The sequence below is a fragment of the Vicingus serpentipes genome (assembly GCF_007993035.1).
Taxonomy (GTDB): domain Bacteria; phylum Bacteroidota; class Bacteroidia; order Flavobacteriales_E; family Vicingaceae; genus Vicingus; species Vicingus serpentipes.
In genome coordinates, this window is sequence record NZ_VOOS01000003.1 from 428111 (window position 1) to 453082 (window position 24972).

Genomic DNA, 24972 nt, shown 5'->3' on the forward strand with positions numbered 1-24972 from the left:
TTATTTGGCTAGTGTAAATCCAAATTTAAGGTTTTTTTAAAGTTTTTTACTGAAATAAAAATAATGGTGTTTTAGCTTGTTTTTAATAGATTTTCCAAAAATATATTTAGGCGATTTTTTTAACTCTTTTAAATATAAAATAATTAGAGATTTTAAGCAATAGGGGTGAGTAGGAGAATTTTCAGTGCTTCCATTAGGATCAAAAGATGAATCGGCTAGGTTAATTGATTCTTTAATTTTATTTAATGTTTTGATATAAGGTTGGTAAAATAACTTTTGAACATTTTTTGATAGTAGATAGGCTGGATGAGAGAAAGACACGATATCATTATAATAATATTTTACTCCATGATAATGGTAAAATATTGCCTTAAAATTATTTCCAGTAGTTTTTTCAGTTCCAATTAAATCACCATTTTTTATTTGAAAACTGTACTGTTGAACATTCCAAGGAGCAATCCCTCCCCCAAGATGTTGTAGTTCATGAACACCTTCAAACCTTTCTGTCCAATCATCTAAATACTTTTGGTCACCAAATTTCCCATTTTCAGCAATTGCATAACACCATTCTAAGCACCTTTCTCGCCACCAGTTTAATACTTTCATGCCGTGCTCATTATTTTTAAAGGTGACAAACTGAACACAATAAATTCCACTTTCTTCAGACTGGTCATATTCTTTTGTATAGCGATGCTCTGTAATTAAAACAGATTTTTCTCCCATCTCATCAATAAGAACTTTAGGATCAGAGAAGAACATCATATCAGCATCTAAATAAGTGCAGTTCGATAAATTATACTTATTGATACTATATAGGATAGTGGAAGAAGTGCATGTCCAGCAATATTCACCGAGTTTTCTATTAGGTTTTACACGTAACAATTCTTCATCTTCAAACTCATCTAGAGAAATAACTGTAAGGTTGGGAAGGTTTTCCTTTAAAAAATAATTAAAGGTTATATCATCGAAGGCAAATACGTATAGGTGAAAGTTTTTATTATGTTTTAATAATGATTGATATAGTGCTATCCCTCTAGATAGATAATTTGAACTAAATAAAGTACAAAAGTTTAATTTCATGGTTTTCTCTTAAACACAAACCCTTTTCGGTAGGACCAAACACCATCATCTAATTTTTCTCGAGGATCAAATTTACTATCAAATTCTTTTACCAATTCATAATCAGATAAAAATGCACTAACAAATTTCTGTTCATTAAAAAACCAAGCAGGATACGAAGCTTTGTAAATGAATTCAGGTACAATTTGAACAGTTATTCTATCCTTATCTGATTCAATAAAAGCTGTTCTATCAATTATAATGTATTCAAATTTATAAGTTAGCATTTTCTTAATAAGTTCAAAAGGATCTTCAAAATAAGGAATAACACTTGATAAAAATAAAACATGATTTATATTCTCTTTTAATGCTTCTTCAATGGTATAATAAAATTTTAAGTGATTATCTTCAATATGCTTTTTACCACATTCAACAAAATGTGGTTGTTCAACCACATTCCAATTTAAATTGTTTAAGGAACTTAGAAATGATCTGTTTTGAAAATATGAGCTACCTAGTGAACCGCCAAAATCAACGATATTTAATGAGTTATCATTTTTCTCAACAATTTCTTTAAAAATATCCAATAAAGGTTGTGAATATTGAATTTCATCAAAAATTACCGAATCTCTTTCGTAAACTGCTTCGCCATTTTTAACTTTTAGAACAGAAGACTTAACTTTTTCTAATATTTCAAAATCATCATATCCAGTACATTTTTTTTTTGCATCTTCCCATTTTGAATAATTACCAAACCAGCCATGCGATTTGCCATGAGTTGTTATTGCTTTAGTTTTCTTTGAAGCAAAAAATGTAATTAGTTTATTAATTATTTTTTTCAAAATCTAAGTAATTATTAAGTTTAGAAAAGAACCCAAATGGAGAAATCCATTCTTCGTATAATTTTCTACAGTTTTGTTTTAATTGGTAAAAATCTTTATCTGATATGTCATTATGAAATTCAATAAGTCTTTGACTTATATTATCTTTTTGATTAATCCAAACTACATATTTTTTCCAATCAATAATATGATCATACGGTAATACACAATCAGTATCTATAAATACTGGAATTTTACCACAACTAAGAACTTCATACAATCTGTAAGAGAAATTTCCAGCTCCTCTGACAACTAAAGCATAGTCTGAAGAATACATGTTTTGGATATATTCTTCTCTTGCCATTTTTTTATCTAATCCTGCTGCCCAAAATCCGTTTCTAAAAATGAAATTAGTTTTTACACCTTTACTTTTAATTAAATTTCTGATAGCTTTTCCTCTTAGTTTTGGACCAATTTCATATATATTATATGTTTTTGATGTTAGTTTATCCTTATAATTATTCAAAATATCCTTTAATGAAGGCCGGAGATAATCAATGTACCCACAATAACTAATGGAAGGGTTAACAGGCTTTTTGGTCGTTTCATTAAACCTAGAGTTATAAAAATCTTTACTCCAGCCAGGTAAAGCAAATTCATTTTTACTTTTAGTTGATTTATAAAATGAAGTTCTAAGGATGATCACATTATCTAAAGGAATATTGTAATCATAGTCTGAATTATAAAAAACTAAAATAGGCTTATTTGATTTTTTATAATTATTGACAAACTTCTGAGCTATTTTGATGTCACTTTCTTCGAATGAAAACTCAAAAGGCAAAACGACAATGTCAGCATCATTCTCATTGTTTACTAGTTTAAAAATCTTACTACTATTATTAATGTAATTCTCAAACCTTCCATAGTCGGGGTCATTAATATCTTCTTTCGGCGAATCAAAAAAAGGATAAAGCATTATAGTAACGTTTTTACCACTAGGTAAATAATTTAAATCGGTATATAAATTTAAAATGTTACTCACTTTTAATATAATTCTTAATGTAGTTTAGGATACCATTATTTTTGTTCACCTTTTTAAGTGAGTTAAAGTATTTAATAAATTGTTTCTTAGCCAATTTATTTTCAATAGCAGGTTGTTTTACAATATTAATTGCAGTTTTCGAAAGGTTTACATCCCATGAGTTTGAAATCCCACTATGTGTTCCAGAGCCATCAATACCAATGTTTTGGACTAAAGAAACTCCAGGATAAAGACAATATTTATGCTTTAAGAAAGAGGATGCATACCATCTAATCGCCCAAGAATTATTATATCCAAGTACTTGATCTTTTAGCATTTGTGTATATGGGTAGCTACTATCAAAATCAAAATCATTCTGAAGTCCCTGAGTTTCTATTTTATTTAAAAGGTCTTCCCCATTTTTATTAAAAATGGACCATTTGTTTTTCCAAGTAGCCCAGCCCCAACAGTCAGCACCTTTTATAAAATAAGTTTCGGGTAATTTTTTCTTAATAGGATAAACATACCCACTAATACAAACTACTTCAGTATCATCTTGATAAACATTTAAGCTATTATTCATGTAGTTTAAAAAGTAAGGAGATGTTACAAGGTCATCTTCTAAAATAATTAATCTATCATGCTTGTTAAAGAGGTTAGTTACTCCTTCAATTATTGATTTTGCTAAGCCATTGTTTGAAGAGTGTTTTATTACCTTAACTTCTTGAAACCTATTTTCTTCATCAGCAATTTTTCTAACCTCATTAATATTTAAAGTGTTTTCTTCAGTAGAATTTTCTTTAATTCCATCACAAACGATATAAAGTAAGCTATTTCTAGCTTCTTTATTCAAGGATAAAGATTCTAGTACTTTTTTAGTGTGATCAGGTCTATTATAAACAAATAGAACAATTGGTGCTAATTCATTTTTCATTTAAAAAAATTAAAATGAAGTTGAGAATTTATATTTATCAGAAGCAATAACTGTAGATGCCTTATTGCCTGAATAATTAAAAGTATGGTAAATAATTTTATTCTTTTTTAAGATTGAACATATTTCATCACAAGTTTCTTGCTCTCCTCTTCGGTTGGTGTCATCAAAAAGAATAATAAATTCTTTATTTTTTTCAAAGTTTTTAACTAATGAAATGATATCGTAACGAGAAAAACGGTCAGCACCAAACGGGCCATCAACAATATAAAAGTCGAAATCGTTAGTTAACTTTAAGTCAAAATCCTTATAACTATTAACCTCAAATCCGTTTATATTTTTTAATTCTAATTCAAGCAGTTCTATTTTTGTACGTTCATTAAGTTTAAATTTTTCTTTAAAAGATTCTACCCAATCTGGGTTATGTTCTACAACAATATGATTAGAGTTTGTTAGAAAATTATCTAAATAGGTAGATATTATTTTGGTTGACTCTCCCAAGCCTAATTCAAGAATGTTTTTTGGTTGATAATCATTTAATATTCTATGTAGTACATAAAAAAATGAATAATTTCCTGCCCACCTTCCTACATTTAAAGGTAAATTTTCTAACCAAACTTTACCTCTTATACTGTCGTGATAAATGTTAGCCCATTCAATTTCATTAGTTTGTTTTTTTGTAACATTTAACTCTTCAATAATTAGGTGTTGATTCTTTTCTAACCTTTTTAAGTAAGATTTTATTTTATCTATCATTACTGCGAAATTTTATAATCTAATAAAATTGAACCTTGATTAGAAGGAACAACTTTTCCTGAATTGTAATAATCTTTTTCTGCAACAGAAAATGGCAGTACTCCACTTAGCCAGTCAGCAATTTCGTTATTAATTTCACAGAAAATATTGCAAGTATAATCTCCTGGCGCAAGAGGTAATTGTGATATTATAAATGAAATTTTATTGTTTTTAATATCAAAATCTTCAGGAATAGTATCTGTGGAAATCCATGCAATTCGATCCCCTAAATAATTGTTAATGCCGACATCAATTCTAAAGTTTAAAACATTTTCTACATTTAAAGTGTAATCGAGCTTAAGTCTAACTTCCTTAAAAGTTTCAATCAGGTTATTGGTTGTATTAACACCTTCAATTAAGCCATCTGTAAATCGTAAAGTTGAATTTCCTTGACGAGATTTCACTTCAGAAAGTTTTATTAATTGATGGTTTTGAGTTGAAAGATAATGAGCAATAACATTGTTTGTGTCTCCAGTCATTATTACTTCACCATTTTGTAATAAAATTGATTTTTTACATAAATTTTCAACAGCAGCCATATTATGGCTAACAAATAAAACAGTTCTACCATTATCTCCAGTTGAAATGTCTTTCATTTTTCCAATTGCTTTCTTTTGAAACTCAGCATCTCCAACAGCTAAAACTTCATCCACAATTAAAATATCAGGTTCTAAAAATGCTGCTACAGCAAAAGCTAAACGAACTGTCATGCCACTACTGTATCTTTTAGTAGGAGTGTCGATATATCTTTCACAACCTGAAAACTCTATAATTTCATCTAATTTACTAGCTATTTCTTTTTTAGTCATTCCTAAAATAGCTCCATTAAGATAGATATTTTCTTTTCCTGTTAATTCGGGATGAAAGCCTGTTCCAACTTCAAGTAAAGAAGCTATTCGTCCATTCGATTTAATAGTTCCGGTAGTTGGACTTGTTACTCTTGATAGAATCTTTAATAAGGTAGATTTACCCGCTCCATTCTTGCCAATAACTCCAATTACATCACCCTCATAAACATCAAAACTTATGTTTTTTAAAGACCATACATAGTTTGATTCTCCTTTAGTAGATCTATCATTTGTATCTCCAATTTTTAGGAAAGGATCCTCTTTTCCTCTAACTAAGTGCCACCATCTTTTAAGATCATCCGATAAGGTCCCAGTCCCAACTAATCCTAAACGATATTGTTTTGAAATGTTTTCAACTTTTAATATTATTTCTTTCTCGTTATTCATTAAACGGTATCTATAAAGCGTTTTTCAGTTTTGTTAAAAATCAGGACACCCAATAAAAATACTACTATGGTAACACTAATTGTATAAAGCATCCATTTTAATGAGAAATCCCCAGAATTTAAAAGTAAATATCTTGAAGCTTCAATAATATGAGCCATAGGATTATATTCAACTATCCATGATAGTTGAGGTAATTTTTGTTGAATTAAACTTAATGGATAAGCTACAAGAGAAAGATACATTAGAAGCTGTACACCAAATTGTAATAAAAACATTAAATCTCGGTATTTGGTAACCATAGATGAAATAATCATACCTAATCCAAGGCTAAGAATGCCCATTATAACAACAAGGAATGGATATAGAATAATTAAATCGTTAGGAGATATATCTACACCTTTATATAGCGTGTAATATAAATAACTCATTATAAACACTAAAATTTGAATGCTAAACTTTATTAAATTAGAAACAACAATTGATAATGGAAGTATAATTCTAGGAAAATATACTTTTCCGAAAATATGCTGGTTACTTTTAAATGTATCAGATGTCGCAATTAAACAATCTCTAAAATAGTTCCATGTCGTAATTCCTGCTAAATTGAATAGAAAAGGAGGTATTCCATTCGTATCTATATTAGCAACATTATTAAATATTATTGTAAATATTACTGATGTAAATATTGGTTGAATAAGATACCAAAGTGGACCTAAAATGGTTTGTTTGTAGATAGTAATAATATCTCTTTTAACAAACAAAACAAGCAAATCACGATACTTCCATATTTCTTTGAAATTAAGCTCTAAGAGATTGCCTTTTGGAGATATTTCAAACTTCCAATCTATGTTAGTGTTATCTGTCATTAATCTAATCGTTATGCCCTCTAAATATATCTAAAACAGTGTTTACAATAATAGCCAAATCAAACGGGAATGACCAGTTTTTAATGTAAAATAAATCCATTTTCACCCTATTTTTTCTTTTTTCAAAATCATCGGTTTCTCCCCTATAACCTTTTGTTTGTGCAAGACCAGTTATACCTGGTTTAATTTTATGTCTTACCATAAAAGTTTCAAGTTCCTCTGCAAAATCTTGTGTATGCTTTAGCATATGAGGTCGAGGACCTACAACTGACATTTCACCAATCAGTACATTGAAAAATTGAGGTAATTCATCTAGGCTTGTATTTCTTAAAAAGTTACCAATTTTTGTAATTCTTTTATCATTTTTTGTGGCTTGTACAGTATCTGATTCATCATTTACATGCATCGTTCTTAACTTGTAGCACCAAAATGCTTTGTTATCTCTTCCGGTTCTTTTTTGTTTGAAAAAAATTGGTCCTTTTGAATCTATTTTAATTAAAATAAATAAAATTGGAAATAACCAAGTAAGAATAAAAAGTATCACGAATAATGAGAATATAAAATCAAAAATTCTTTTTATAATTTGGTTATGCCAAGCATCTAAAGGAGTAGAAACTACTTTTAAAATAGGTATTAAATCAAAATGTTCTAATTCAAGAGTTCTAAACATAATGCTTTTAAAATCAGCAATAAGTCTCATTTTAATGAATTTTTCTTCAGTAAAATTCATTAAATCTACAAGTGAATTATGATGAATTGATGACATGGTATAAAAGATTTCATGTACTTGATTGTTGTTACAATAATCTTTTATTTCTTCATGAAATTCTGTTCCGTTATAGTTCTTCGGTTCAAATATTTTTTTAACTCTATATCCGTCTTCAGGGTGAGCATCTATGTATGTTTGAATTTGCGTTGGATTATCAGAATTTGAAACTAAAATTATGTTTCGATAGTTGTATCCTTTTTTTCTCAGCCATCTTAAAAATAAGATAAATGCAATTTTCCAGATAAAAAATGAGATAAATAAAATGCTGTACATAATAAGTAAAAGCTCCCTAGAGTATCGCTGAGATTGCTCAAATACGTAGTAGGCAAAGACTAATAATACATGAAAAATTAATACGGTATATGAAGCTCTTAAAACTTGATGCAGTTTTGATGTCCTAGCTAATTTATATGGTTTAGTTATTGAAGAAACAAGCCACCAAACAATATTAATATATAAAAGCATGGATAAAAATGGAGGGTGAAACTCACCAAACTTATAGTAGAAAGCAATGATATAAGCACTATTGAGTAATAACACATCACCAGCAATGTTGAAAAACTTTATATATTGAGAATATCTTGTCAAAAACTTAGGTTAAAATAACAAACAAAGATAAAATTAAAGACAACCAAACACAAAGAATTGTTGACTTGATTTATTTTACTGATTTTGTTCGGTATTCTGTAAAGTAAAAAAGGTTTAAAAAGAAGGCTACAACCACTACTCCCTGTTGCCTTACCAAAATATTTTCAGTCATGAAACAGAGACTGAAAAACAAACAGACTATTAAAGGTAATAGGTTGTGATTTTTTAATCCAACATAAGAAGTTGAAAACAAGATGAAGATTAATGTTAAAATGCCTAAGACTCCCATTCCAACCCAATAGCTTAAAAATTGATTGTGAGTATTGTAATGTTCATCTTTATAGATTTCAGGAGCTATATCCATATAACATTTATCTAGTAATTTTTGTGTTTGACCTGGACCAACACCAGTTAACCAATTGTTACTAATCAATTCAATTGTACAATGTAAAATTCCAGTTCTAACATTAAAAGAATCACCATCACCTTCTTCAGAAGGTAAAGCTGTATTGGTTAAAGAAATTTCAGAAAATCTAGCAGAAAAAGAAGGAACAGTAAAAAATAAGGCAGTGGCGATTAAAATAGCAGCTATAATTGCAAAAAAAGCATAAATCTTTCTTTTTAATTTAATGAAAAGCAATAAAATAGAAACTAAAATTGTAGCAATAAAAGGTGTTCTTGATGCGAGAATTGCAATTAAAATTAAAATTAAGAGTAAAGAAAAGCTCCCTAAAATCTTTCTGTTTAATGAAATTTCTGAAAAATGATTGATTAACAGATTGAGTATAAATATAAATGATAAGCCTAAATACATTGAGGCATATGTTGGATGGAAATCAGAAAAATTTTCGAAAGAAGATCTAAAATGATGATGAAAATTATGAGCGCTTAACAAATCGTTTAAAGTTGGATACCAATCAGGGTTTCCAATTTTTTGAATTAGAGTAAAGAAAGCGATTATAGATGAAATTAGAATGAAAAAAATAGAAGAACCCGCAAATGATATTTTAATAATATTTAATTGTTTGTGATTAAATGTAATTGGATTAAAGTAAAATCCAATTGGAAAAATAAGAAGGCTAAGAGATCTCTCTAAATAAAAATAAGCGTCTTTACTTTGATCTATAATTAGTGTCCAAATTAATATTATGATGAATAAACTACTTTGAACAAATAATGGTTTTAAAGAATTCCATCCATTTTTATTTTGCTCAATAAAACCAAATACAATGTTTGTTAAAAGCCAAGAAGCAATGGCAAGAGGAACCATTTTAGCATTTAATAGCGGGAAAAATGCCAATAGTAAAAAACTACCAAAGTGTATTTTTTTTAATGTTGGATTATCCATGCTTTTTTACAAATGATTTAAATTCCTTTTTAAATCTTTCAATTGAAAATCGTGTTACATTTTCAATAAAATCTTCTTTGGCAAAATTAGTTTTTTTGTTTTCAAATAAGTCTATTGTATCAATTATTGATTCAGCTGTTTGTTCGTCAAAAAATACACCTGTTTTATTTTCAATAACGGTTTCTAAATAACCACCTTTTTTTAGTGCAATTATAGGTGTACCGCACGATTGTGCTTCTATGCTTGTAATGCCAAAATCTTCTTCGGCAGCGAGAATAAATGCTTTAGCTCTTTGGGTGTAGTCAATCAGAGATGATTTACTTACAAACCCAATAAAATCAACATTTTCTGTTGCCATTCTTTTTAAATTTTCTAATTCAGGACCATCACCAGAAACAATTAATTTTAAGTTAGGTAGCTGAGCAAAAGCTTTAACGATGAGGTCTATTTTTTTATAGGGAACCATTCTCGCTGAGGTAAAATAATAATTTTCTTTTTGCTCAACATATGAAAAGCTAGTTGTATCGATTGGTGGATATATTACGGTTGCTTCTCTTTTGTAAATCCTTTTAATCCTTTCGGCAACAAAATGAGAATTTGTTATATAATGGTCAGGGCGATTAGCCGTTTTTAAATCCCACTTTCTAATGTAAGCTAAAAATATTCGAGCTAACACTCTCTTTAGTCCATTTACATGAGATAGATACTCTTCTTGCAAGTCCCATGCATAACGAATAGGAGAGTGGCAATAGCAAATATGTGTTTGATTTTTAGTTGCTTTTTTTAATCCTTTTGCCACGGAGTAAGAAGAAGAAACAATTAAATCATAACCAGTAAAATCTAAACTTTCTATAGCACATGGAAATAATGGAAAATAATTTCGATAAGATTTTTTCCCAAAAGGTAATTTTTGAATAAATGAGGTTGTTGTAGATTTTCCTTTAATTATTTCGGTCCTGTCTTTGTCAGATAAATCATCAACTAAACAAAAAACATCAACATCATCAAAGCAATTGATAATTTCTTTTGCTACTTTCTCAGCACCACCATCAACTGTTAACCAATCTTGAACAAAAGCTACTTTCATCAATTTAATAGATTTTTAAGTTGATTAATTCTATTTTGATTCTGGAAAAAATCCAAGTTGCTATTCTCTTTATTATAAGAAGAGATTGAATTAAGTTTTTCTATAAAATCAACTTCATTACCTAATTCAAAATAGTCTGCATAGTTAGCGCACACTTCTTTAAAAACAGGAATATTTGAGCAAAGAATAGGCGTTTTAAAATACATTGCTTCAATATTTGGAATGCCAAATCCTTCATAAAAAGAAGGATTAATTACTGCTAATGTATTTTTATATAACCAAGTCAGTTCATTTTCGGTGACATTTTTTAAACGAATTATTTTTTTACTATTAATACTTTCACTAGAGTTAAAACTAGAATGATCAGCACCTACTATAATTAGGTTTTTATTTGCTAATTGCTTAGTGAAAATTTTTTCTACAAATGCAAAATTCTTTCTTGGGTTGTTTGATCCAACCATTAAATAGAATTCTTGAACTTCAAATAGAATAGAAGGTTTTTTTGGTTCTGAATTAATCAGTTTGGTATTTAATTTATTGTAAATAACTGAAACTTTAGTTTCTTCAATTTTAAAATAATTTACAAGCTCATTTTTGATTGTTTCAGATACAGTTATAATGGCTTTATTTTTTTTAACTATTCTAGGAATGATAAAATTATAAACCTTTTGAAAAGGTAAACTAAACCAATTTTTATTTTCTATAAAAGCTAAATCATGAATAGTAATGATTTGATTACTTATAGATATTGGAGCCAGGTTGCAGAGGTTTATTAAGATGCAATTAGGCTCTTTTTTAATAAAATTAGGTAAATTTATTTGTTCCCATAAATAACCTTTAAAACTCCCAATTTTTTTTATTTTATGATTGAATGAATTATTGATTAATGCCTGGTTTTTAGGGACTAGAATTTCAAAATCAATATCGTTTTCTATCTCTTTACAAATTTCTTGAGCAAAAAATTGTACTCCAGTAGGTTGTTGAGTTAGAAATCTTCCATTGATATAAATTTTCATAGACTTAAATCAAGCTTATTCGCAATTGCAGTTTTCTATACCATCTATTTCTATGCTTCTTAAAAAAGCAGTTCTTTCATTTTCACAATCTATACAAGTCTCACAATTTTCTATGTATAAGGCAATTTCTCTTCCGTCAGCTAATTTCGATTTTATGTAGTGCTCTGGACATGGTTTGCGCTTTACGGCACTTTTCTTAAAATCTACTTTAGCATTTTCCCAAAAAGTTTTATCAAAAAGTTTAGCATCTATTTTAAGACAATCTAATTGGCATTGGGCTTTTGATGTTATTTCTAGATCTACTTCTTCTAAAAAGTCTAAAATTCTACCTTCAGGTAGCCATGAAGCCCTGTCTCTATCTTTTAGTAATGTAGCCCATACTAAGATTAATCCTAACCCAAACCCTAATCCGTAATATTTTAATCTTCTCGTTAGTCCTTTAGTATTCATTACATTGCCATTAATAGAAGATTGATATCTTTATAAGGTAAACTAAAAGTTTCAGCCAAATATTTATTTGTTAAAACACCTTTGTAGATGTATACTCCATTTTGTATACCTGAATATGATTTAATCATTGATTCTAAGCCACCATATTCTCCTGTATCGATAAGAGTAGGAGCTATTACATTACTTAATGCATTTGAAGCTGTTCTCGAAACTCTAGAAGCAATATTAGGTACACAATAATGGATTACTCCATATTTTATGAATGTTGGTTTTTTATGGTTGGTAACTTCAGAGGTTTCAATACAACCACCTTTGTCTATACTTACATCAACAATTACAGAACCTTCTTTCATGCTTCCAACCATTTCATCGCTAACAATTATAGGTGCTCGTCCAATTTTATTGCTAATAGCACCAATTACTACGTCGGCTGTTTTTAATGCGTTTAATAAAACATTAGGTTGTATTACTGAAGTATAAATTCTTTGTCCAACACTATCTTGTAATCTTCTTAATTTATGAGTGTTGTTATCAAACACTTTTACTGTTGCTCCCATTCCTAAAGCTGATTTTGCTGCATACTCGCCAACAGTTCCAGCTCCTAAAATAACTACATCCGTGGGTGATACACCTGAAATGCCACCAAATAATTGCCCGCGACCATTGGTTGAATTACTTAAATATTCAGCAGCAATTAAGATTGAAGCATTACCTGCAATTTCACTCATCGCATTTACAATTGGTAAAATTCCTTCAGGGTCTTTTATAAAATCAAAAGCAATTGCAGTAACTTTTTTATGAATTAACTTTTTAAGAAAATCTTTTGGTTGGATTGGTAATTGTAAAGCAGAAATTAAAATTTGCCCTGATTTCATCATATCGATTTCTTCTAGGGTAGGTGGTTCTACTTTTAATATTAAATTGGCTTGATAAACTTCAGGTGTACCATAAACGATTTGCGCTCCAACTTCACTGTAGTCTCTATCGCTAAAACTTGCGCCTTCACCTGCACCAGATTCAATAATTACTTCATGTCCATTATTTACCAAAACTGCAACTGCATCAGGAACCAATGGAATTCTTTTTTCTTGTAAAGAAACTTCTTTAGGAATACCTATTTGTAAACTGCTTTTTTTCTTTGCAATTTCTAGCATTTCTTCTTGAGGCATAAAGCCTTGAGCTAAAGATTTTAATAAATCATCTGATGTAGCCATACAATTTTATAAAATATACGTTTCTACAAAGTTAAAAAATAGTGGCTAGGATGCAATAGAAATAATTCTATTGTTAGAATTGTCTATTTTAATGCTGACAACTTGATGATTTTCAGGTATTAGATTTGGAATTTTCTCTGACCATTCAATGAAACAAAATGAATTACTATAAAAGTAATCTTCATAGCCAAAATCCATTGCTTCTTGTTCGTTTTCTAATCTATAAAAATCGAAATGGTAAATGGATTCGTGATTATCGGTTTGGTATTCATTAACAATTGAAAAAGTAGGACTTGATGTATTCTCGGAAACACCTAAATTTTTACAAATTTCCTTAATGAGGGTAGTTTTTCCTGCTCCCATCTCACCATTAAATAAGATTACTCTAATAGTACCAAAATGTTCAATTAATTGTTTGCTAATTTGGTTTAGATCGTTTATTGATTTCGCAATAAATTCCATTGTAATTTATTTTTTTGGACTTAACATCACAACTGGAATTAACATTTCTTCGAGAGAAATTCCTCCATGTTGGAAAGTGTCTTTGTAATATTTAACGTAATGGTTATAATTATTTGGATAGGCAAAAAAGTAATCATCTTTTGCAAAAACAAAACTTTGGCTAACATTTACTTTTGGTAAGTGTGCATCTTCTGGGTTTTTAATTGCCAAAACATTTTTTTCAACGTAGCTTAATGTTTTTCCTTGCTTGTATCTTAAGTTTGTATTTACTTCTTTGTCGCCAACAATTTTGCTTGCTTCTTTAACTCTAATCGAACCATGGTCAGTAGTAATAATTAATTTACCTCCACGAGCAGCAATTTCTTTTATAATCTCATACAATGTAGAATGCTCAAACCATGATTTCACAACCGAACGGTAAGCCGCTTCATCACTAGCTAATTCTTTAACAATTTGGGTATCTGTTCTAGCATGTGAAAGCATGTCAACAAAATTATAAACGATAACGTTTAAGGGATTATTAAACATTCCTGGGATTTCATTTAACACCTTATTTCCATAACTTACATTTAAAACTTTATTGTAAGAAAACTTAATGTTAAGGTTGTTTCGTTTTAATTGTTCCTCTATAAAAAATTCTTCATGTAAATTTTTTCCACCATCATCTTCATCGTTCGACCATTTGTCTGGATATCTTTTAGCAATTTCTCCAGGCATCATTCCTGCAAAAATTGAATTTCTAGAATACTGAGTAGTTGTAGGTAAAATGCTGTAAAAAACATCTTCTTTATCTATCCAGTAATCTTGACTAATAATTGGGGCAAGCGTTTTCCATTGGTCGTATCTTAAATTATCGATTACAATAAAAAACACTGAATTGTCTTTCTTTTTTAATTCAGGTATTACGTAATTTTTAAATAAACTTTGCGACATTACTGGAGCATCCTCAGGGTGAGATAACCAATAGGTGTAGTTGTTTTCTACAAATTTGCAAAACTGACTGTTGGCTTCGTTTTTTTGCATGTGCAAAATTTCATCCATTCCAGTTTCTTTCGATTTATCTAATTCTAATTCCCAATAGACTAATTTTTTGTAAACATCAGCCCATTCTTCATGGTCTAATCTATCTCCTAAAGTCATTCCAATTTGACGAAACTCTTGTTGGTATTTAGAAGTTGATTTTTCACTGACTAATCTAGAAGTATCTAAGTTCTTTTTTAATGAAAGTAGAATTTGCTTTGGATTTACGGGCTTAATTAAATAATCTGAAATTTTAGAGCCAATGGCTTCTTCCATAATAAACTCTTCTTCGCTTTTGGTTATCATTATTACAGGAAGCGATGGATATTTAGATTTTATGATTTCTAATGTTTCTAAACCTGACAATCCAGGCATATTTTCATCTAACAGCACAATGTCAACTCTGTTTTCTTCTAAAATATCTAAAGCATCATCTCCACTTGGAGTGGGTAAAACTTGGTATCCTTTTTCTTCTAAAAATAAAATATGTGGTTTCAATAAATCAATTTCATCATCTGCCCAAAGTATTGTAATTGCATCCATATTTTAATTAAAGTTTTAAAATGTATAATAATAACCTGTTCAAAAGTACTACTTTTGAATCGCAAAAGCTTCTTTAAATTTATGAGTAAACCCAACAAAAAGAAAATATTTAACGACCCAATCTATGGTTTTATTACGATTCCACACGATATTATTTTCGATTTAATAGAACACCCTTATTTTCAACGTTTAAGAAGAGTAAAACAATTGGGGTTAACGCATTTGGTTTATCCAGGAGCATTACATACTCGTTTTCATCATGCAATGGGTGCAATGCACTTAATGTTTAATGCTGTTGAGGTTTTACGTTCTAAGGGTGTTGAAATTACAGATGAAGAAGCGCAAGGGGTATTAATTGCAATTTTGTTGCACGATATTGGACATGGTCCTTTTTCTCATGCTTTAGAACATAGTATAGTTAACGGAATTTCTCACGAAGAAATTTCTACTTTGTTTATGGATAAGCTGAATAAAGAATTTAAAGGTAAGTTAGATTTAGCATTACAAATTTTCAGAAACGAGTATCGCAAAAAATTTCTATATCAGTTGGTCTCTAGTCAGTTAGATATGGATAGATTAGATTATTTAAAGCGCGATAGTTTTTATTCTGGGGTTTCGGAAGGTGTGATTAGCACGGATAGAATTATTAAAATGCTAACGGTTAAAAATGATGAATTAGCTATTGAGGAAAAAGGAATTTATTCGATAGAGAAATTTATTATTGCACGTAGGTTAATGTACTGGCAAGTGTATTTGCATAAAACAGTATTAGCTGCCGAAAACTTGTTGGTAAAGATTTTAAAACGCGCTAAATACTTAGCTTCTGAAAACGAAGAATTATTTTGTACTCCAGCTTTACATGAGTTTTTATACAATAATCATAATTTAAGTTCATTTAAATTGAACCCTAATTTGTTAGACACCTTCTCTGATTTAGATGATATGGATATTATGGCTTCTGTTAAGGTTTGGCAAAACCATAATGACAAAGTATTATCTGTTTTGTGTAAGATGATGGTAAACCGAAACTTGTATAAAATTGTGCTGCAAAATAAAAAGTTTGAAAAGGTTGAGGTAGAAGAAATGAAAGCAAAAGTTCAGAAAAAATTAAAACTGACTGATGAAGAAGTGGAGTATTTTGTTTTTCAAAGTAGTATTGTAAACAATGCTTATAATGCGAAAAAGGATAAGATTAACATTTTATTAAAAAACAATACCATTTCTGACATTGCCGAAGCTGCTGATACATTGAGTATTACTGCTATTTCTAAGCCAGTTAAAAAATGGTTTTTGTGTTTTCCAAAGGGGTAATTATTTTCTCTAAATAATCTATTTCTTTTTTGTAATCCTTTAGAGCTGTTTTCTTTCTCTTTGAATTAAATTTTTTCAATTGCTTTGAATTAAGTTTTGGAGAAGGGGGACGATAATTATTATTTTTAGAAGGTTTTTTTCTAGAGCGTGTCAGACCACAAGAATTTATATTGATTTTATTTTCTTTTTCAATGTTTGCGTAAATCAACCATTCGCCTTTTTCGTTAATCAATTTGGAGTAAGAATCAAATATATATCCTTCAATTATTTGATTTGTAATTAGAGTTCCTTTATAAATAGATTTAACTTTTAAATGAAATGATTTACCATCGTTAGAAATATAGTCTGCAGTAAAAATCAAATCAGAATTGTCGATTTCATCTTTTAATAATTCATTGCGAGTCTCATATTCTTTGCAATCACAAGATAATATTTCTAAACTAAAAGCACTTAAGAAGAGGAGAAAGATTAATTTTTTCATTTTATTTTTCCAATTAATGTTTGTGCAGTTTGCATATTGCTAAACGCATAAGTTTTCATGCTGTCAGCAATAGCTGGATAATCGTTTATGTAATCGGTTACATCAGTTTTATATTTGTATAACGAAGGTTTTTCTTTTCCTCTGTAAACGTATAAGAATTCATCATCAATGACACCTAGCTTTTCATCATGGCAAAAGTAAGAGTAAGGTCGTTTTTCGGTAAATAAATTAACCCCTAAAGTATTGTTGGTGTATGGTAAAGCAACTAAATTCATTAAGGTTGGGAAAACATCAATTTGTCCACCATAATTGGTGTTTATAGTTGGCTTAGTTATCAATTTTGGTGCATAAATTATAAAAGGTATATGATTATAGCTTAATGGTACATCAAATTTAGTTTCCATTAAAGCACCATGGTCGGCAACAAAAGCAAAAATGGTGTTTTCAAACCAAGGTTGTTGCTTCGCTAAATCAATAAATTTTCGAATTGACCAATCGGCATATTCTACAATTTGTTTCTTAATGTCGTTGGGTTGTTTTGGAGTAAAATAATCTGGGATATGATAAGGACCGTGGTCGCTAGCTGTCATCATTACAGATAAAAATGGTTTGTTTTTTTTGTACATTTTATTTAGTCTATCTATCGAGAACTCAAACATATAATCATCAGATACACCAAGCGTATTGGCTACTTTGTCCGAAGGGTAATCTTGTTGTGATATTATTGTTTCAAAGTCATTTCCTCTTAAAAATCCACCAACATTATCAAACTGGTCATCGTGTGTAGTAAAATAAGTTGTAGAGTAACCGTTGTTTTTTAAAACAGAACCAATACCATTATATATTGGAATGGTGACTCCTTTCATAGGGTGTTTAGTAAATAATGCTGGGAAAGAAAATATAGTACTGTAGATACCATTAAAAGTATGTGTTCCTGCGCTGTAAACATTATCAAAACTTAATCCGTGATTGGCAATACTATCTAAAAAAGGAGTAAGATTATCAGAATTTCCAAATCTGCTCATTTTATTTGCACTCATACTTTCCATTAAAACCAAAATTATGTTTGGAGGATTTTGATTAATGCTGTCAGGAGTTATTTGTCTTGCAATAGGAGAAATGCTATCAATTCCGATTGTGTTTAAGTATTGTTGAGTGTTATTGAGTGCTATTTTATCATCAATTAGGCTAATAGTTTGTTCTTTATTTTTTTGAGCATCTAGGTAGCTTCTTAAATAAGTAAACGTTGGGTTTAGCCCTAGCTGATTTATAAAAGCATAATTACTAAAATAAGCTGTTCCAACTCTTATTGGCGATTTAGATTCGAATCGACCACGAATTCCAATAAAAACTAACCCTAAAAATAAAATAGAAACTAAAATTGACGATAATCTTGGAGATGATTCTAATTGATAATTTGTTGATTTATTCCATTTTTTGGTGATTTTGTTTATCGCTTTTATAAAAATGAAAATAGAGATGATTATTGGGAAAATTACCCACCAAAAATCAAATTCTTGAATAATCATTTTAAACATAAAAGCTGGCGAATCAGTCCATTGTAAACCTGCAACAGAAAACCTTGAGAAAAAGTGGTGGAAATAAGTTAAATCAATACCTGAGATTAAAAAAGCAATAGAAAAAAGAAGAATGAAGTAATATTTTATTGCGTTACTAAATAGTTTAGTTTTTAAACTAATTTGATGAGCTACAAAAATTGTAAAAGTGGGTAGTAACAAAATGTAATTACAAATTACGGTGTCGAACCGAAATCCCATTAAAAAAGCTTGAAAAACAATCCAAATTTTATCTTCAGAAGGAATATTACTAGTATGATTAATTTCTAAAATAAATAGTAACAATCTGAAAATAAAGAAAATAGATAGACCTAATAGATAAATGCTAAAAATGAATTTTAACGACGAATAGAATGATTTATTAACTTGAAATTTTAACAACGACTTGATTTTTAAGTGCTACAAATATAAAAATTGATTTCTCCAAACACTAATAAGTTAATAACTTCGGTTCAAAAATTAGCTAATTTATTTACAAACTATTATTTTTGACTTCTTATGGAATTTTTGGCAAGTCAAATAGCAGAATTACTAAACGGTACAGTTGAAGGAGATTCTGAAATTACAGTAAACAAACTCTCAAAAATTGAAGAGGGTGAGTTAAATTCTATTTCCTTTTTAGCAAATCCAGCTTATCAAGAGTTTTTGTATGATACAGATGCTTCTATTGTTATTGTGAATAATGATTTAGAGTTGGAACGTCCTGTAAAAGATACTTGTACTCTAATTAGAGTTGAAAATGCTTACGAATGTTTTGCTAAAGTTTTAGAAGCATATAGCCAAGCTAAAACTGTCGTTAAAAATGGAATTGAACCAAATTCATACATAGCAAAAACAGCTGTATTAGGAGATGATGTTTATGTTGGTGCTTTCGCTTACATTGGTGAAAATGTTAAAATTGGAAATAATGTAAAGATTTATCCAAATAGTTTTGTTGGAGACAATACAACTATTGGAGATAACACTATTGTTAATGCTGGAGTTAAAATTTACCACGAATGTGAGATTGGATCAAATTGTACTTTCCATTCTGGAGTAGTAATAGGAGGGGATGGATTTGGTTTTGCTCCAAATAAAGAGAATGATTACACTAAAATACCTCAATTAGGAAATGTGATTATTGAAGATCATGTTGAAATTGGAGCTAATACTTGTGTTGATAGAGCTACAATGGGTTCTACAATAATAAAAAAAGGAGCTAAGTTGGATAACTTAATTCAAATAGGACATAATGTAGTTGTTGGTGACAATACTGTAATAGTATCTCAAACAGGAATTGCTGGTTCAACTAAAATTGGTAAAAACTGTTTAATTGGAGGTCAAGTTGGAATTGTAGGTCACTTAACAATTGCTGATGGAGTTAAAATTGCAGCTCAATCAGGTGTTGGTTATAGTATTACTGAAGAAGGAAAAGTTGTGCAAGGTTCTCCTGCGTATGCTATGGGAGAGTATAAAAGATCTTATGTAGGATTTAGAAAGTTACCTGAAATACTTGAGCGATTAGCGGAATTAGAAAAACAAATTAAAGTAAAAGATATATAGATATTATGGCAAAACAAAAAACCATAAAAAGCGAATTCTCAATTGTTGGTGTTGGATTGCATACAGGAGAGAAGGTTACACTTACAGTTAAACCAGCAGCAGATAATCACGGTTTTAAATTTAAAAGAGTTGATATTGAGGGCCAACCTATTATTAATGCAGATGCCGATTTAGTTGTAGATACTTCTAGAGGAACAACTTTAGAAAAAAATGGAGTAAGAGTTTATACTACTGAACACGTTTTAGCTGCTTTAGCAGGTTTAGAAATTGATAATGCATTAATGGAGCTTGATGGTCCTGAAATGCCAATAATGGATGGAAGTGCATACCCTTTTGTACAACTTATACTTGAAGTAGGTATTGAAGAACAAGAAGCTGATAAAGATTATTTTGTTGTTACTGAAAACTTAACCTATGAAGATTTAGAAAGACATACAGAAATGTTAGCTGTGCCTCAGGATGAATTTAGATTAACTGTGATGGTTGATTACAATTCACCTCTTTTAGGAACTCAACATGCTCATATGTATCATGTTGGAGAATTTGTTGAGGAAATTTCAAAGTGTAGAACTTTTGTATTTTTAAGAGAGATAGAGTTTTTAGCTAAAAATGGATTAATTAAAGGTGGAGATTTAGATAATGCGATTATTATAGCAGATCAAATTTTACCTCAAGAAAAATTAGATGAAATTGCTGATTTATTAGGTAAACCACACATTAAAGTTGAAGCGGCAGGTATTTTAAACAACTTGACGTTGCACTTTCAAAATGAACCAGCTAGACATAAATTATTAGACATTGTTGGTGATTTAGCTTTAGTTGGAAAGCCTATTAAAGGCCATATTTTAGCTGCTAGACCTGGACACAAAGGAAACGTTGATTTCGCAAGACTAATCAAGCAAGAAATTAAAAAACAACAAAAGCAAGGGCCTCAATTTGATTTGACTAAAGACCCTATTTATGATATTAATGATATTGAAAAATTACTTCCTCATCGTTATCCATTTTTATTAATAGATAAGATAATAGAAGTTGATGAAACTTCTATTGTTGGAGTAAAAAATATCACTTTTAATGAGCCTCAATTTACTGGACATTTCCCAGGTAATCCTGTAATGCCTGGAGTTTTACAAATTGAAGCAATGGCTCAAGTAGGAGGTATTTTTGCATTAAGTACTGTTCCTGATCCTGAAAATTATATGACTTACTTCATGAAAATTGATGGAGTTAAATTTAAAAGGAAAGTAATACCTGGAGATACATTAGTATTTCAATTAGAATTATTGACTCCGATAAGAAGAGGAATTGTACATATGCAAGGTAAAGGATATGTAAATGGTCAACTTGCAGTTGAAGCTGAATTAATGGCTCAAATTGTTAAAGAGAAAAAAGAAGAGTTAACAGAGGCAGAAGCTTAATTTATTGATATGGAAAAGCAAATACTGACTAACATTCATCCCAATGCAAAAATTGGTAAAAATGTAACAATAGAGTCATTTACCACAATTTATGATAATGTTGAGATTGGAGATGGAACTTGGATAGGCCCAAATGTTACTATTTTTGAAGGAGCTAGAATTGGAAAAAATTGTAAAATTTTTCCAGGTGCAGTTATTTCAGCAATTCCACAAGATTTAAAATTTCAAGGAGAAGAAACTACAACCGAAATTGGAGATAATACTACAATTCGTGAATTTGTAACGATTAATAGAGGAACAATTGACAGATTGAAAACTGTTGTTGGTAGTAATTGTTTATTAATGGCTTATGTTCACATTGGCCATGATTGTATTATAGGAAACAACTGTATCTTAGCTAACTGTGTCAATGTAGCAGGACATGTTGAATTAGAAGATTTTGTTGTTATAGAAGGAGTTGTAGGGTTACAACAATTTGTAAAGGTTGGAAGACATGCTTTTATTGCCGCAGGTTCTAATGTTAGAAAAAATGTACCTCCATTTGTTAAGGCAGCAAGAGAACCTCTTAGCTATGTTGGTGTAAACTCAGTTGGATTAAGAAGAAGAGGGTTTTCATCAGACTCAGTGATGCTGATTGAAGATATTTATCGTTCAATTTATGTGAGAGGGTTAAATTTATCTAATGCAGTTAGAGTAATAGAACAAGAAGCTCCACAATCAGAAGAAAAAGAAATTATTTTAAAATTTATAGCAGAATCAACTAAAGGAATGATTAGAGGTCCTTTAAATTAAAATTACATTATGGCAACTACTTCAGATATTAAGAATGGGTTATGTTTAAGATATAACAACGGAATATATACAATTACAGAATTTCAACATGTTAAACCGGGAAAAGGACCAGCTTTTGTAAGAACGAAATTAAAAAATGTTGAAACAGGAAAAGTGATTGATAATACTTTTACTGCAGGTCATAAAATTGATGTAGTAAGAGTTGAAAGAAGAAAATATCAATTTTTATTTAAAGATGAGTCAGGGTATCATTTTATGAATGATGAAACCTATGAACAAACATTTATTAAAGAATCAATAATTAATGCTCCTCAATTTTTAAAAGAAGGAGATTATGCTGAAATCGTTTTTGATGCGGAAGAGGAAATTCCATTAGTGTGTGAGTTGCCAGCTTCTATTGTATTAGAAATTACTTATACAGAGCCTGGTGAAAAAGGAAATACAGCAACTAATGCTTTTAAACCAGCAACAGTTGAAACTGGTGCAGAAGTAAGAGTTCCATTATTCATAAATACAGGAGACTTTATTAAGATAAGTACAGTTTCAGGTGATTATTCTGAAAGAGTAAAAGTTTAACAAAACATTGTTAATTAGTTGTCTAATAGTAGTTTTTAGTAGCTACTAAATATTTCATATATTTAACATATATTAATTAAAACAAAAAAAATGAAAAAAATTTTAAAAGTAGTTGGAGTAGCCTTATGCTTAGTAGCATTTACTCAAAATTCTAATGCACAAGTTAAATTCTCTGCTGGTATAGAGTTAGCTATGCCAATTGGTGATTTTGCTAAAACAGCAAATCTAGGATATGGTGTTTCTGGATCTGCTGAAAAAGCAATAGGAGAAAATATGGGAGTTACTGGAACTCTTGGTTATTTAATAATGCCTTTTAATAAAGATGAAAGTGGGATTGATGGTAACTTTTCTATGATGCCAATTCAAGCAGGTTTTAAATATTATTTCACAGATAACACAGGTGGTGCTTATGCTAAAGCTGATTTAGGTTTTCATAGAACAGTTATGAAAATTGATTTTGGTGGAGGATCAGTAACAAATAGTAGTACAGATTTAAGTTATGCTATTGGTGGTGGATACTTAATCAATGAAAAAATTGATTTAGGTTTAAGATATCAAATGGTTGCTACCGATGGTAGTTCTTCTGCGTATTTAGGTGTTAGAGCTGCTTACCAGTTTTAATAGAATAAAAAATAAATAAAAAAACCGCTACAAATTTTGTAGCGGTTTTTTTATGCTTTAATGTTTCTAATCAATAGCATTGTATATCTTTGTAGAGTTATGTTACACAATATTTTGTTATTTTTTAATATAGGAGGTGCCGAACTGTTTTTTATAGTATTGGTAATTGTTATGTTTTTTGGTTCCAAAAAGATACCTGAATTAGCACGTAGTTTGGGTAAAGGAATGAAGGAACTGAAAAATGCGACTAACGATATTCAGCAAGAAATAAAAGATAGCACTAAAGATATTTCTAGAATAAAAGATTCTGTTAATGTTGAAAAGCAAGTTAAAGACTTGATTACTGAATCTAAATCAGAGACTAAAGAAGTAATTCAAGAAAAAGAAGAAGAGACTCAACCTTCTTTGCCTAATACTGTTTCTAGAACTAGTCCTTATTCAAATCCTTCACCTACAAAAGAAAACTAATTTGCATGGAATATTTGTGGTTAGTTTTAGGATTAATTGTATTGATTGTTGCAGGTGAGTTTTTAGTAAAAGGGGCAGTTGGTGTAGCTCTTAAATTTAATATTTCTACACTAGTTATAGGTATGACTATTGTTGCTTTTGGCACTTCAGCTCCAGAACTTTTGGTAAGTGTAAAAGCAGCAATAGAAGGTCATCCTGAAATTTCAATTGGAAATGTTTTAGGTTCAAATATTGCAAACCTTGCATTAGTGCTTGGATTAACCACAATTGTATTACCTATAAATGTTCAGCGTTCAACTATTCGGTTAGACTGGCCAATTATGATGTTGGCAACCATTGCTTTTTCATTATTTATTATGAATGGAATTATTGATTGGTGGGAAGGTGTTTTATACATAATCGCTCTTATTGCATTTAATTTTTTTATGATTAAAAATTCAGCTAATAGTATTGAAGTTAATGACGAGGTAGAACAAGAAAAAAGCAATAAAAACTTTCTTAAAAATATTCTTTTTGTAGTAATTGGTGTTGTTGGTTTGGCTTTTGGCGCTAATTGGTTGTTAGATGGAGCTGTTCAAATAGCCTTAAATTTTGGTGTTAGTGAGTATGTTATTGGTGCTACTATTGTCGCTTTTGGAACAAGTGTTCCTGAATTAGTTACTTCTTTAGTTGCTGCTTTTAAAAAGCAGACAGATATTTCTATAGGAAATTTAATAGGCTCTAATATATTTAATTTATTAGCTGTACTCGGTGTAACTTCAGTAGTTAAAGAAATTCCGGTTAGTTCACAAGTTCAAGGCCTAGATGTTTATTGGTTGCTTGGAATATCTTTTTTAATTTTTCCTTTAATGATTTTTAATAATCGTATTAATAGAATAAGTGGGTTAATTCTTGTAGTAAGTTATATTGCTTATATTTATTTTGCTCTTAAATAGAATTAAGTTAACTTGTATTTTCTTGG

General features: G+C 29.6%; 25 protein-coding genes. 8 read left to right on the forward strand and 17 right to left on the reverse strand.

All coding sequences use genetic code 11. The features are described 5' to 3' along the window. Nucleotides 1–36: 36 nt before the first annotated feature. The 15 genes from FRY74_RS08300 to porX form a co-directional block, all read right to left on the reverse strand. Nucleotides 37–1080: a glycosyl transferase gene (locus FRY74_RS08300; RefSeq protein ID WP_147100425.1), complete on the reverse strand. Its 1044-nt coding sequence runs from the start codon at nt 1078–1080 to the stop codon at nt 37–39. After that, nucleotides 1077–1901, reverse strand: a complete 825-nt coding sequence (locus tag FRY74_RS08305; RefSeq protein WP_170227987.1) for a TIGR04325 family methyltransferase — start codon at nt 1899–1901, stop codon at nt 1077–1079. The genes FRY74_RS08300 and FRY74_RS08305 overlap by 4 nt, the downstream gene beginning before the upstream one ends. After that, nucleotides 1885–2922, reverse strand: a complete 1038-nt coding sequence (locus FRY74_RS08310) for an exostosin domain-containing protein (protein WP_147100428.1) — start codon at nt 2920–2922, stop codon at nt 1885–1887. Before FRY74_RS08310 ends, FRY74_RS08305 begins: the two co-directional genes overlap by 17 nt. After that, nucleotides 2915–3835: a glycosyltransferase family protein gene (locus tag FRY74_RS08315; RefSeq protein ID WP_147100430.1), complete on the reverse strand. Its 921-nt coding sequence runs from the start codon at nt 3833–3835 to the stop codon at nt 2915–2917. Before FRY74_RS08315 ends, FRY74_RS08310 begins: the two co-directional genes overlap by 8 nt. A gap of 9 nt (nt 3836–3844) precedes the next feature. Continuing rightward, nucleotides 3845–4588, reverse strand: a complete 744-nt coding sequence (locus FRY74_RS08320) for a hypothetical protein (protein ID WP_147100431.1) — start codon at nt 4586–4588, stop codon at nt 3845–3847. Further along, nucleotides 4588–5862 carry an ABC transporter ATP-binding protein gene (locus FRY74_RS08325; protein ID WP_147100432.1) on the reverse strand — a complete coding sequence of 425 codons (1275 nt, stop codon included), beginning with the start codon at nt 5860–5862 and terminating at the stop codon, nt 4588–4590. Before FRY74_RS08325 ends, FRY74_RS08320 begins: the two co-directional genes overlap by 1 nt. Then, nucleotides 5862–6728 carry an ABC transporter permease gene (locus FRY74_RS08330; protein WP_147100433.1) on the reverse strand — a complete coding sequence of 289 codons (867 nt, stop codon included), beginning with the start codon at nt 6726–6728 and terminating at the stop codon, nt 5862–5864. The genes FRY74_RS08325 and FRY74_RS08330 overlap by 1 nt, the downstream gene beginning before the upstream one ends. 4 nt (nt 6729–6732) lie before the next feature. After that, nucleotides 6733–8085: an undecaprenyl-phosphate glucose phosphotransferase gene (locus FRY74_RS08335; RefSeq protein WP_147100434.1), complete on the reverse strand. Its 1353-nt coding sequence runs from the start codon at nt 8083–8085 to the stop codon at nt 6733–6735. Between the two features lie 70 nt (nt 8086–8155). Beyond that, nucleotides 8156–9433: an O-antigen ligase family protein gene (locus FRY74_RS08340; RefSeq protein WP_147100436.1), complete on the reverse strand. Its 1278-nt coding sequence runs from the start codon at nt 9431–9433 to the stop codon at nt 8156–8158. Then, entirely contained in the window at nt 9426–10520 is a 1095-nt protein-coding gene (locus tag FRY74_RS08345) for a glycosyltransferase (protein ID WP_147100437.1), read from the reverse strand. The genes FRY74_RS08340 and FRY74_RS08345 overlap by 8 nt, the downstream gene beginning before the upstream one ends. Continuing rightward, a complete protein-coding gene (locus tag FRY74_RS08350) occupies nt 10520–11536 on the reverse strand; it encodes a glycosyltransferase family 4 protein (protein ID WP_147100439.1) in 1017 nt (338 codons plus the stop codon). The genes FRY74_RS08345 and FRY74_RS08350 overlap by 1 nt, the downstream gene beginning before the upstream one ends. Before the next feature lie 15 nt (nt 11537–11551). Next, nucleotides 11552–11986 (reverse strand): hypothetical protein, encoded by a 435-nt coding sequence (locus FRY74_RS08355; protein WP_147100441.1) that lies wholly within the window; start codon nt 11984–11986, stop codon nt 11552–11554. Continuing rightward, nucleotides 11986–13200: an alanine dehydrogenase gene (locus tag FRY74_RS08360; protein WP_147100442.1), complete on the reverse strand. Its 1215-nt coding sequence runs from the start codon at nt 13198–13200 to the stop codon at nt 11986–11988. The genes FRY74_RS08355 and FRY74_RS08360 overlap by 1 nt, the downstream gene beginning before the upstream one ends. Before the next feature lie 45 nt (nt 13201–13245). Continuing rightward, complete coding sequence (gene tsaE, locus FRY74_RS08365) at nt 13246–13662, reverse strand: tRNA (adenosine(37)-N6)-threonylcarbamoyltransferase complex ATPase subunit type 1 TsaE (RefSeq protein WP_147100443.1); 417 nt, start codon at nt 13660–13662, stop codon at nt 13246–13248. A 6-nt stretch (nt 13663–13668) separates the two neighbouring features. Beyond that, nucleotides 13669–15225, reverse strand: a complete 1557-nt coding sequence (porX, locus tag FRY74_RS08370; RefSeq protein WP_147100445.1) for a T9SS response regulator signal transducer PorX — start codon at nt 15223–15225, stop codon at nt 13669–13671. Between the two features lie 81 nt (nt 15226–15306). On the opposite strand from porX, the gene FRY74_RS08375 reads away from it, so the two are divergent. Beyond that, on the forward strand, nt 15307–16536 hold the full coding sequence (locus FRY74_RS08375) for an HD domain-containing protein (RefSeq protein WP_147100446.1): 1230 nt from the start codon (nt 15307–15309) through the stop codon (nt 16534–16536). On the opposite strand, the gene FRY74_RS08380 is transcribed toward FRY74_RS08375, so the two are convergent. Next, nucleotides 16502–17017 carry a hypothetical protein gene (locus tag FRY74_RS08380; protein ID WP_147100448.1) on the reverse strand — a complete coding sequence of 172 codons (516 nt, stop codon included), beginning with the start codon at nt 17015–17017 and terminating at the stop codon, nt 16502–16504. The two genes, FRY74_RS08375 and FRY74_RS08380, sit on opposite strands and share 35 nt — an antisense overlap. After that, nucleotides 17014–18879: an LTA synthase family protein gene (locus FRY74_RS08385; RefSeq protein ID WP_147100450.1), complete on the reverse strand. Its 1866-nt coding sequence runs from the start codon at nt 18877–18879 to the stop codon at nt 17014–17016. Before FRY74_RS08385 ends, FRY74_RS08380 begins: the two co-directional genes overlap by 4 nt. 213 nt (nt 18880–19092) lie before the next feature. Here FRY74_RS08385 and lpxD point away from each other — a divergent pair, with 213 nt between their 5' ends. The 7 genes from lpxD (at nt 19093) to FRY74_RS08420 (ending at nt 24946) form a co-directional block, all read left to right on the forward strand. Beyond that, nucleotides 19093–20136, forward strand: a complete 1044-nt coding sequence (gene lpxD / locus FRY74_RS08390; protein ID WP_147100452.1) for a UDP-3-O-(3-hydroxymyristoyl)glucosamine N-acyltransferase — start codon at nt 19093–19095, stop codon at nt 20134–20136. A 5-nt stretch (nt 20137–20141) separates the two neighbouring features. Next, nucleotides 20142–21554, forward strand: a complete 1413-nt coding sequence (locus tag FRY74_RS08395; RefSeq protein WP_223265849.1) for a bifunctional UDP-3-O-[3-hydroxymyristoyl] N-acetylglucosamine deacetylase/3-hydroxyacyl-ACP dehydratase — start codon at nt 20142–20144, stop codon at nt 21552–21554. Between the two features lie 9 nt (nt 21555–21563). Next, nucleotides 21564–22346 (forward strand): acyl-ACP--UDP-N-acetylglucosamine O-acyltransferase, encoded by a 783-nt coding sequence (gene lpxA / locus FRY74_RS08400; protein ID WP_147100457.1) that lies wholly within the window; start codon nt 21564–21566, stop codon nt 22344–22346. A 9-nt stretch (nt 22347–22355) separates the two neighbouring features. Then, nucleotides 22356–22922: an elongation factor P gene (gene efp / locus FRY74_RS08405; protein WP_147100460.1), complete on the forward strand. Its 567-nt coding sequence runs from the start codon at nt 22356–22358 to the stop codon at nt 22920–22922. A gap of 90 nt (nt 22923–23012) precedes the next feature. Next, nucleotides 23013–23543: an outer membrane beta-barrel protein gene (locus FRY74_RS08410; RefSeq protein WP_147100462.1), complete on the forward strand. Its 531-nt coding sequence runs from the start codon at nt 23013–23015 to the stop codon at nt 23541–23543. Between the two features lie 99 nt (nt 23544–23642). Next, nucleotides 23643–24011: a Sec-independent protein translocase subunit TatA/TatB gene (locus FRY74_RS08415; RefSeq protein WP_147100464.1), complete on the forward strand. Its 369-nt coding sequence runs from the start codon at nt 23643–23645 to the stop codon at nt 24009–24011. A 5-nt stretch (nt 24012–24016) separates the two neighbouring features. Continuing rightward, nucleotides 24017–24946 carry a calcium/sodium antiporter gene (locus FRY74_RS08420; RefSeq protein WP_147100466.1) on the forward strand — a complete coding sequence of 310 codons (930 nt, stop codon included), beginning with the start codon at nt 24017–24019 and terminating at the stop codon, nt 24944–24946. Nucleotides 24947–24972 lie beyond the last annotated feature (26 nt).

Bases quoted from the DNA above. Each gene is read 5' to 3' on its own strand.
- FRY74_RS08350 (WP_147100439.1), bottom strand. From the start codon at position 11,536: ATGAAAATTTATATCAATGGAAGATTTCTAACTCAACAACCTACTGGA.
- efp (WP_147100460.1), top strand. From the start codon at position 22,356: ATGGCAACTACTTCAGATATTAAGAATGGGTTATGTTTAAGATATAAC.
- lpxD (WP_147100452.1), top strand. From the start codon at position 19,093: ATGGAATTTTTGGCAAGTCAAATAGCAGAATTACTAAACGGTACAGTT.
- FRY74_RS08395 (WP_223265849.1), top strand. From the start codon at position 20,142: ATGGCAAAACAAAAAACCATAAAAAGCGAATTCTCAATTGTTGGTGTT.
- FRY74_RS08360 (WP_147100442.1), bottom strand. From the start codon at position 13,200: ATGGCTACATCAGATGATTTATTAAAATCTTTAGCTCAAGGCTTTATG.
- FRY74_RS08375 (WP_147100446.1), top strand. From the start codon at position 15,307: ATGAGTAAACCCAACAAAAAGAAAATATTTAACGACCCAATCTATGGT.
- FRY74_RS08325 (WP_147100432.1), bottom strand. From the start codon at position 5,862: ATGAATAACGAGAAAGAAATAATATTAAAAGTTGAAAACATTTCAAAA.
- porX (WP_147100445.1), bottom strand. From the start codon at position 15,225: ATGGATGCAATTACAATACTTTGGGCAGATGATGAAATTGATTTATTG.
- FRY74_RS08300 (WP_147100425.1), bottom strand. From the start codon at position 1,080: ATGAAATTAAACTTTTGTACTTTATTTAGTTCAAATTATCTATCTAGA.
- FRY74_RS08410 (WP_147100462.1), top strand. From the start codon at position 23,013: ATGAAAAAAATTTTAAAAGTAGTTGGAGTAGCCTTATGCTTAGTAGCA.
- FRY74_RS08320 (WP_147100431.1), bottom strand. From the start codon at position 4,588: ATGATAGATAAAATAAAATCTTACTTAAAAAGGTTAGAAAAGAATCAA.
- FRY74_RS08415 (WP_147100464.1), top strand. From the start codon at position 23,643: ATGTTACACAATATTTTGTTATTTTTTAATATAGGAGGTGCCGAACTG.
- FRY74_RS08345 (WP_147100437.1), bottom strand. From the start codon at position 10,520: ATGAAAGTAGCTTTTGTTCAAGATTGGTTAACAGTTGATGGTGGTGCT.
- FRY74_RS08330 (WP_147100433.1), bottom strand. From the start codon at position 6,728: ATGACAGATAACACTAACATAGATTGGAAGTTTGAAATATCTCCAAAA.
- tsaE (WP_147100443.1), bottom strand. From the start codon at position 13,662: ATGGAATTTATTGCGAAATCAATAAACGATCTAAACCAAATTAGCAAA.
- FRY74_RS08315 (WP_147100430.1), bottom strand. From the start codon at position 3,835: ATGAAAAATGAATTAGCACCAATTGTTCTATTTGTTTATAATAGACCT.
- FRY74_RS08340 (WP_147100436.1), bottom strand. From the start codon at position 9,433: ATGGATAATCCAACATTAAAAAAAATACACTTTGGTAGTTTTTTACTA.
- FRY74_RS08420 (WP_147100466.1), top strand. From the start codon at position 24,017: ATGGAATATTTGTGGTTAGTTTTAGGATTAATTGTATTGATTGTTGCA.
- FRY74_RS08355 (WP_147100441.1), bottom strand. From the start codon at position 11,986: ATGAATACTAAAGGACTAACGAGAAGATTAAAATATTACGGATTAGGG.
- lpxA (WP_147100457.1), top strand. From the start codon at position 21,564: ATGGAAAAGCAAATACTGACTAACATTCATCCCAATGCAAAAATTGGT.
- FRY74_RS08380 (WP_147100448.1), bottom strand. From the start codon at position 17,017: ATGAAAAAATTAATCTTTCTCCTCTTCTTAAGTGCTTTTAGTTTAGAA.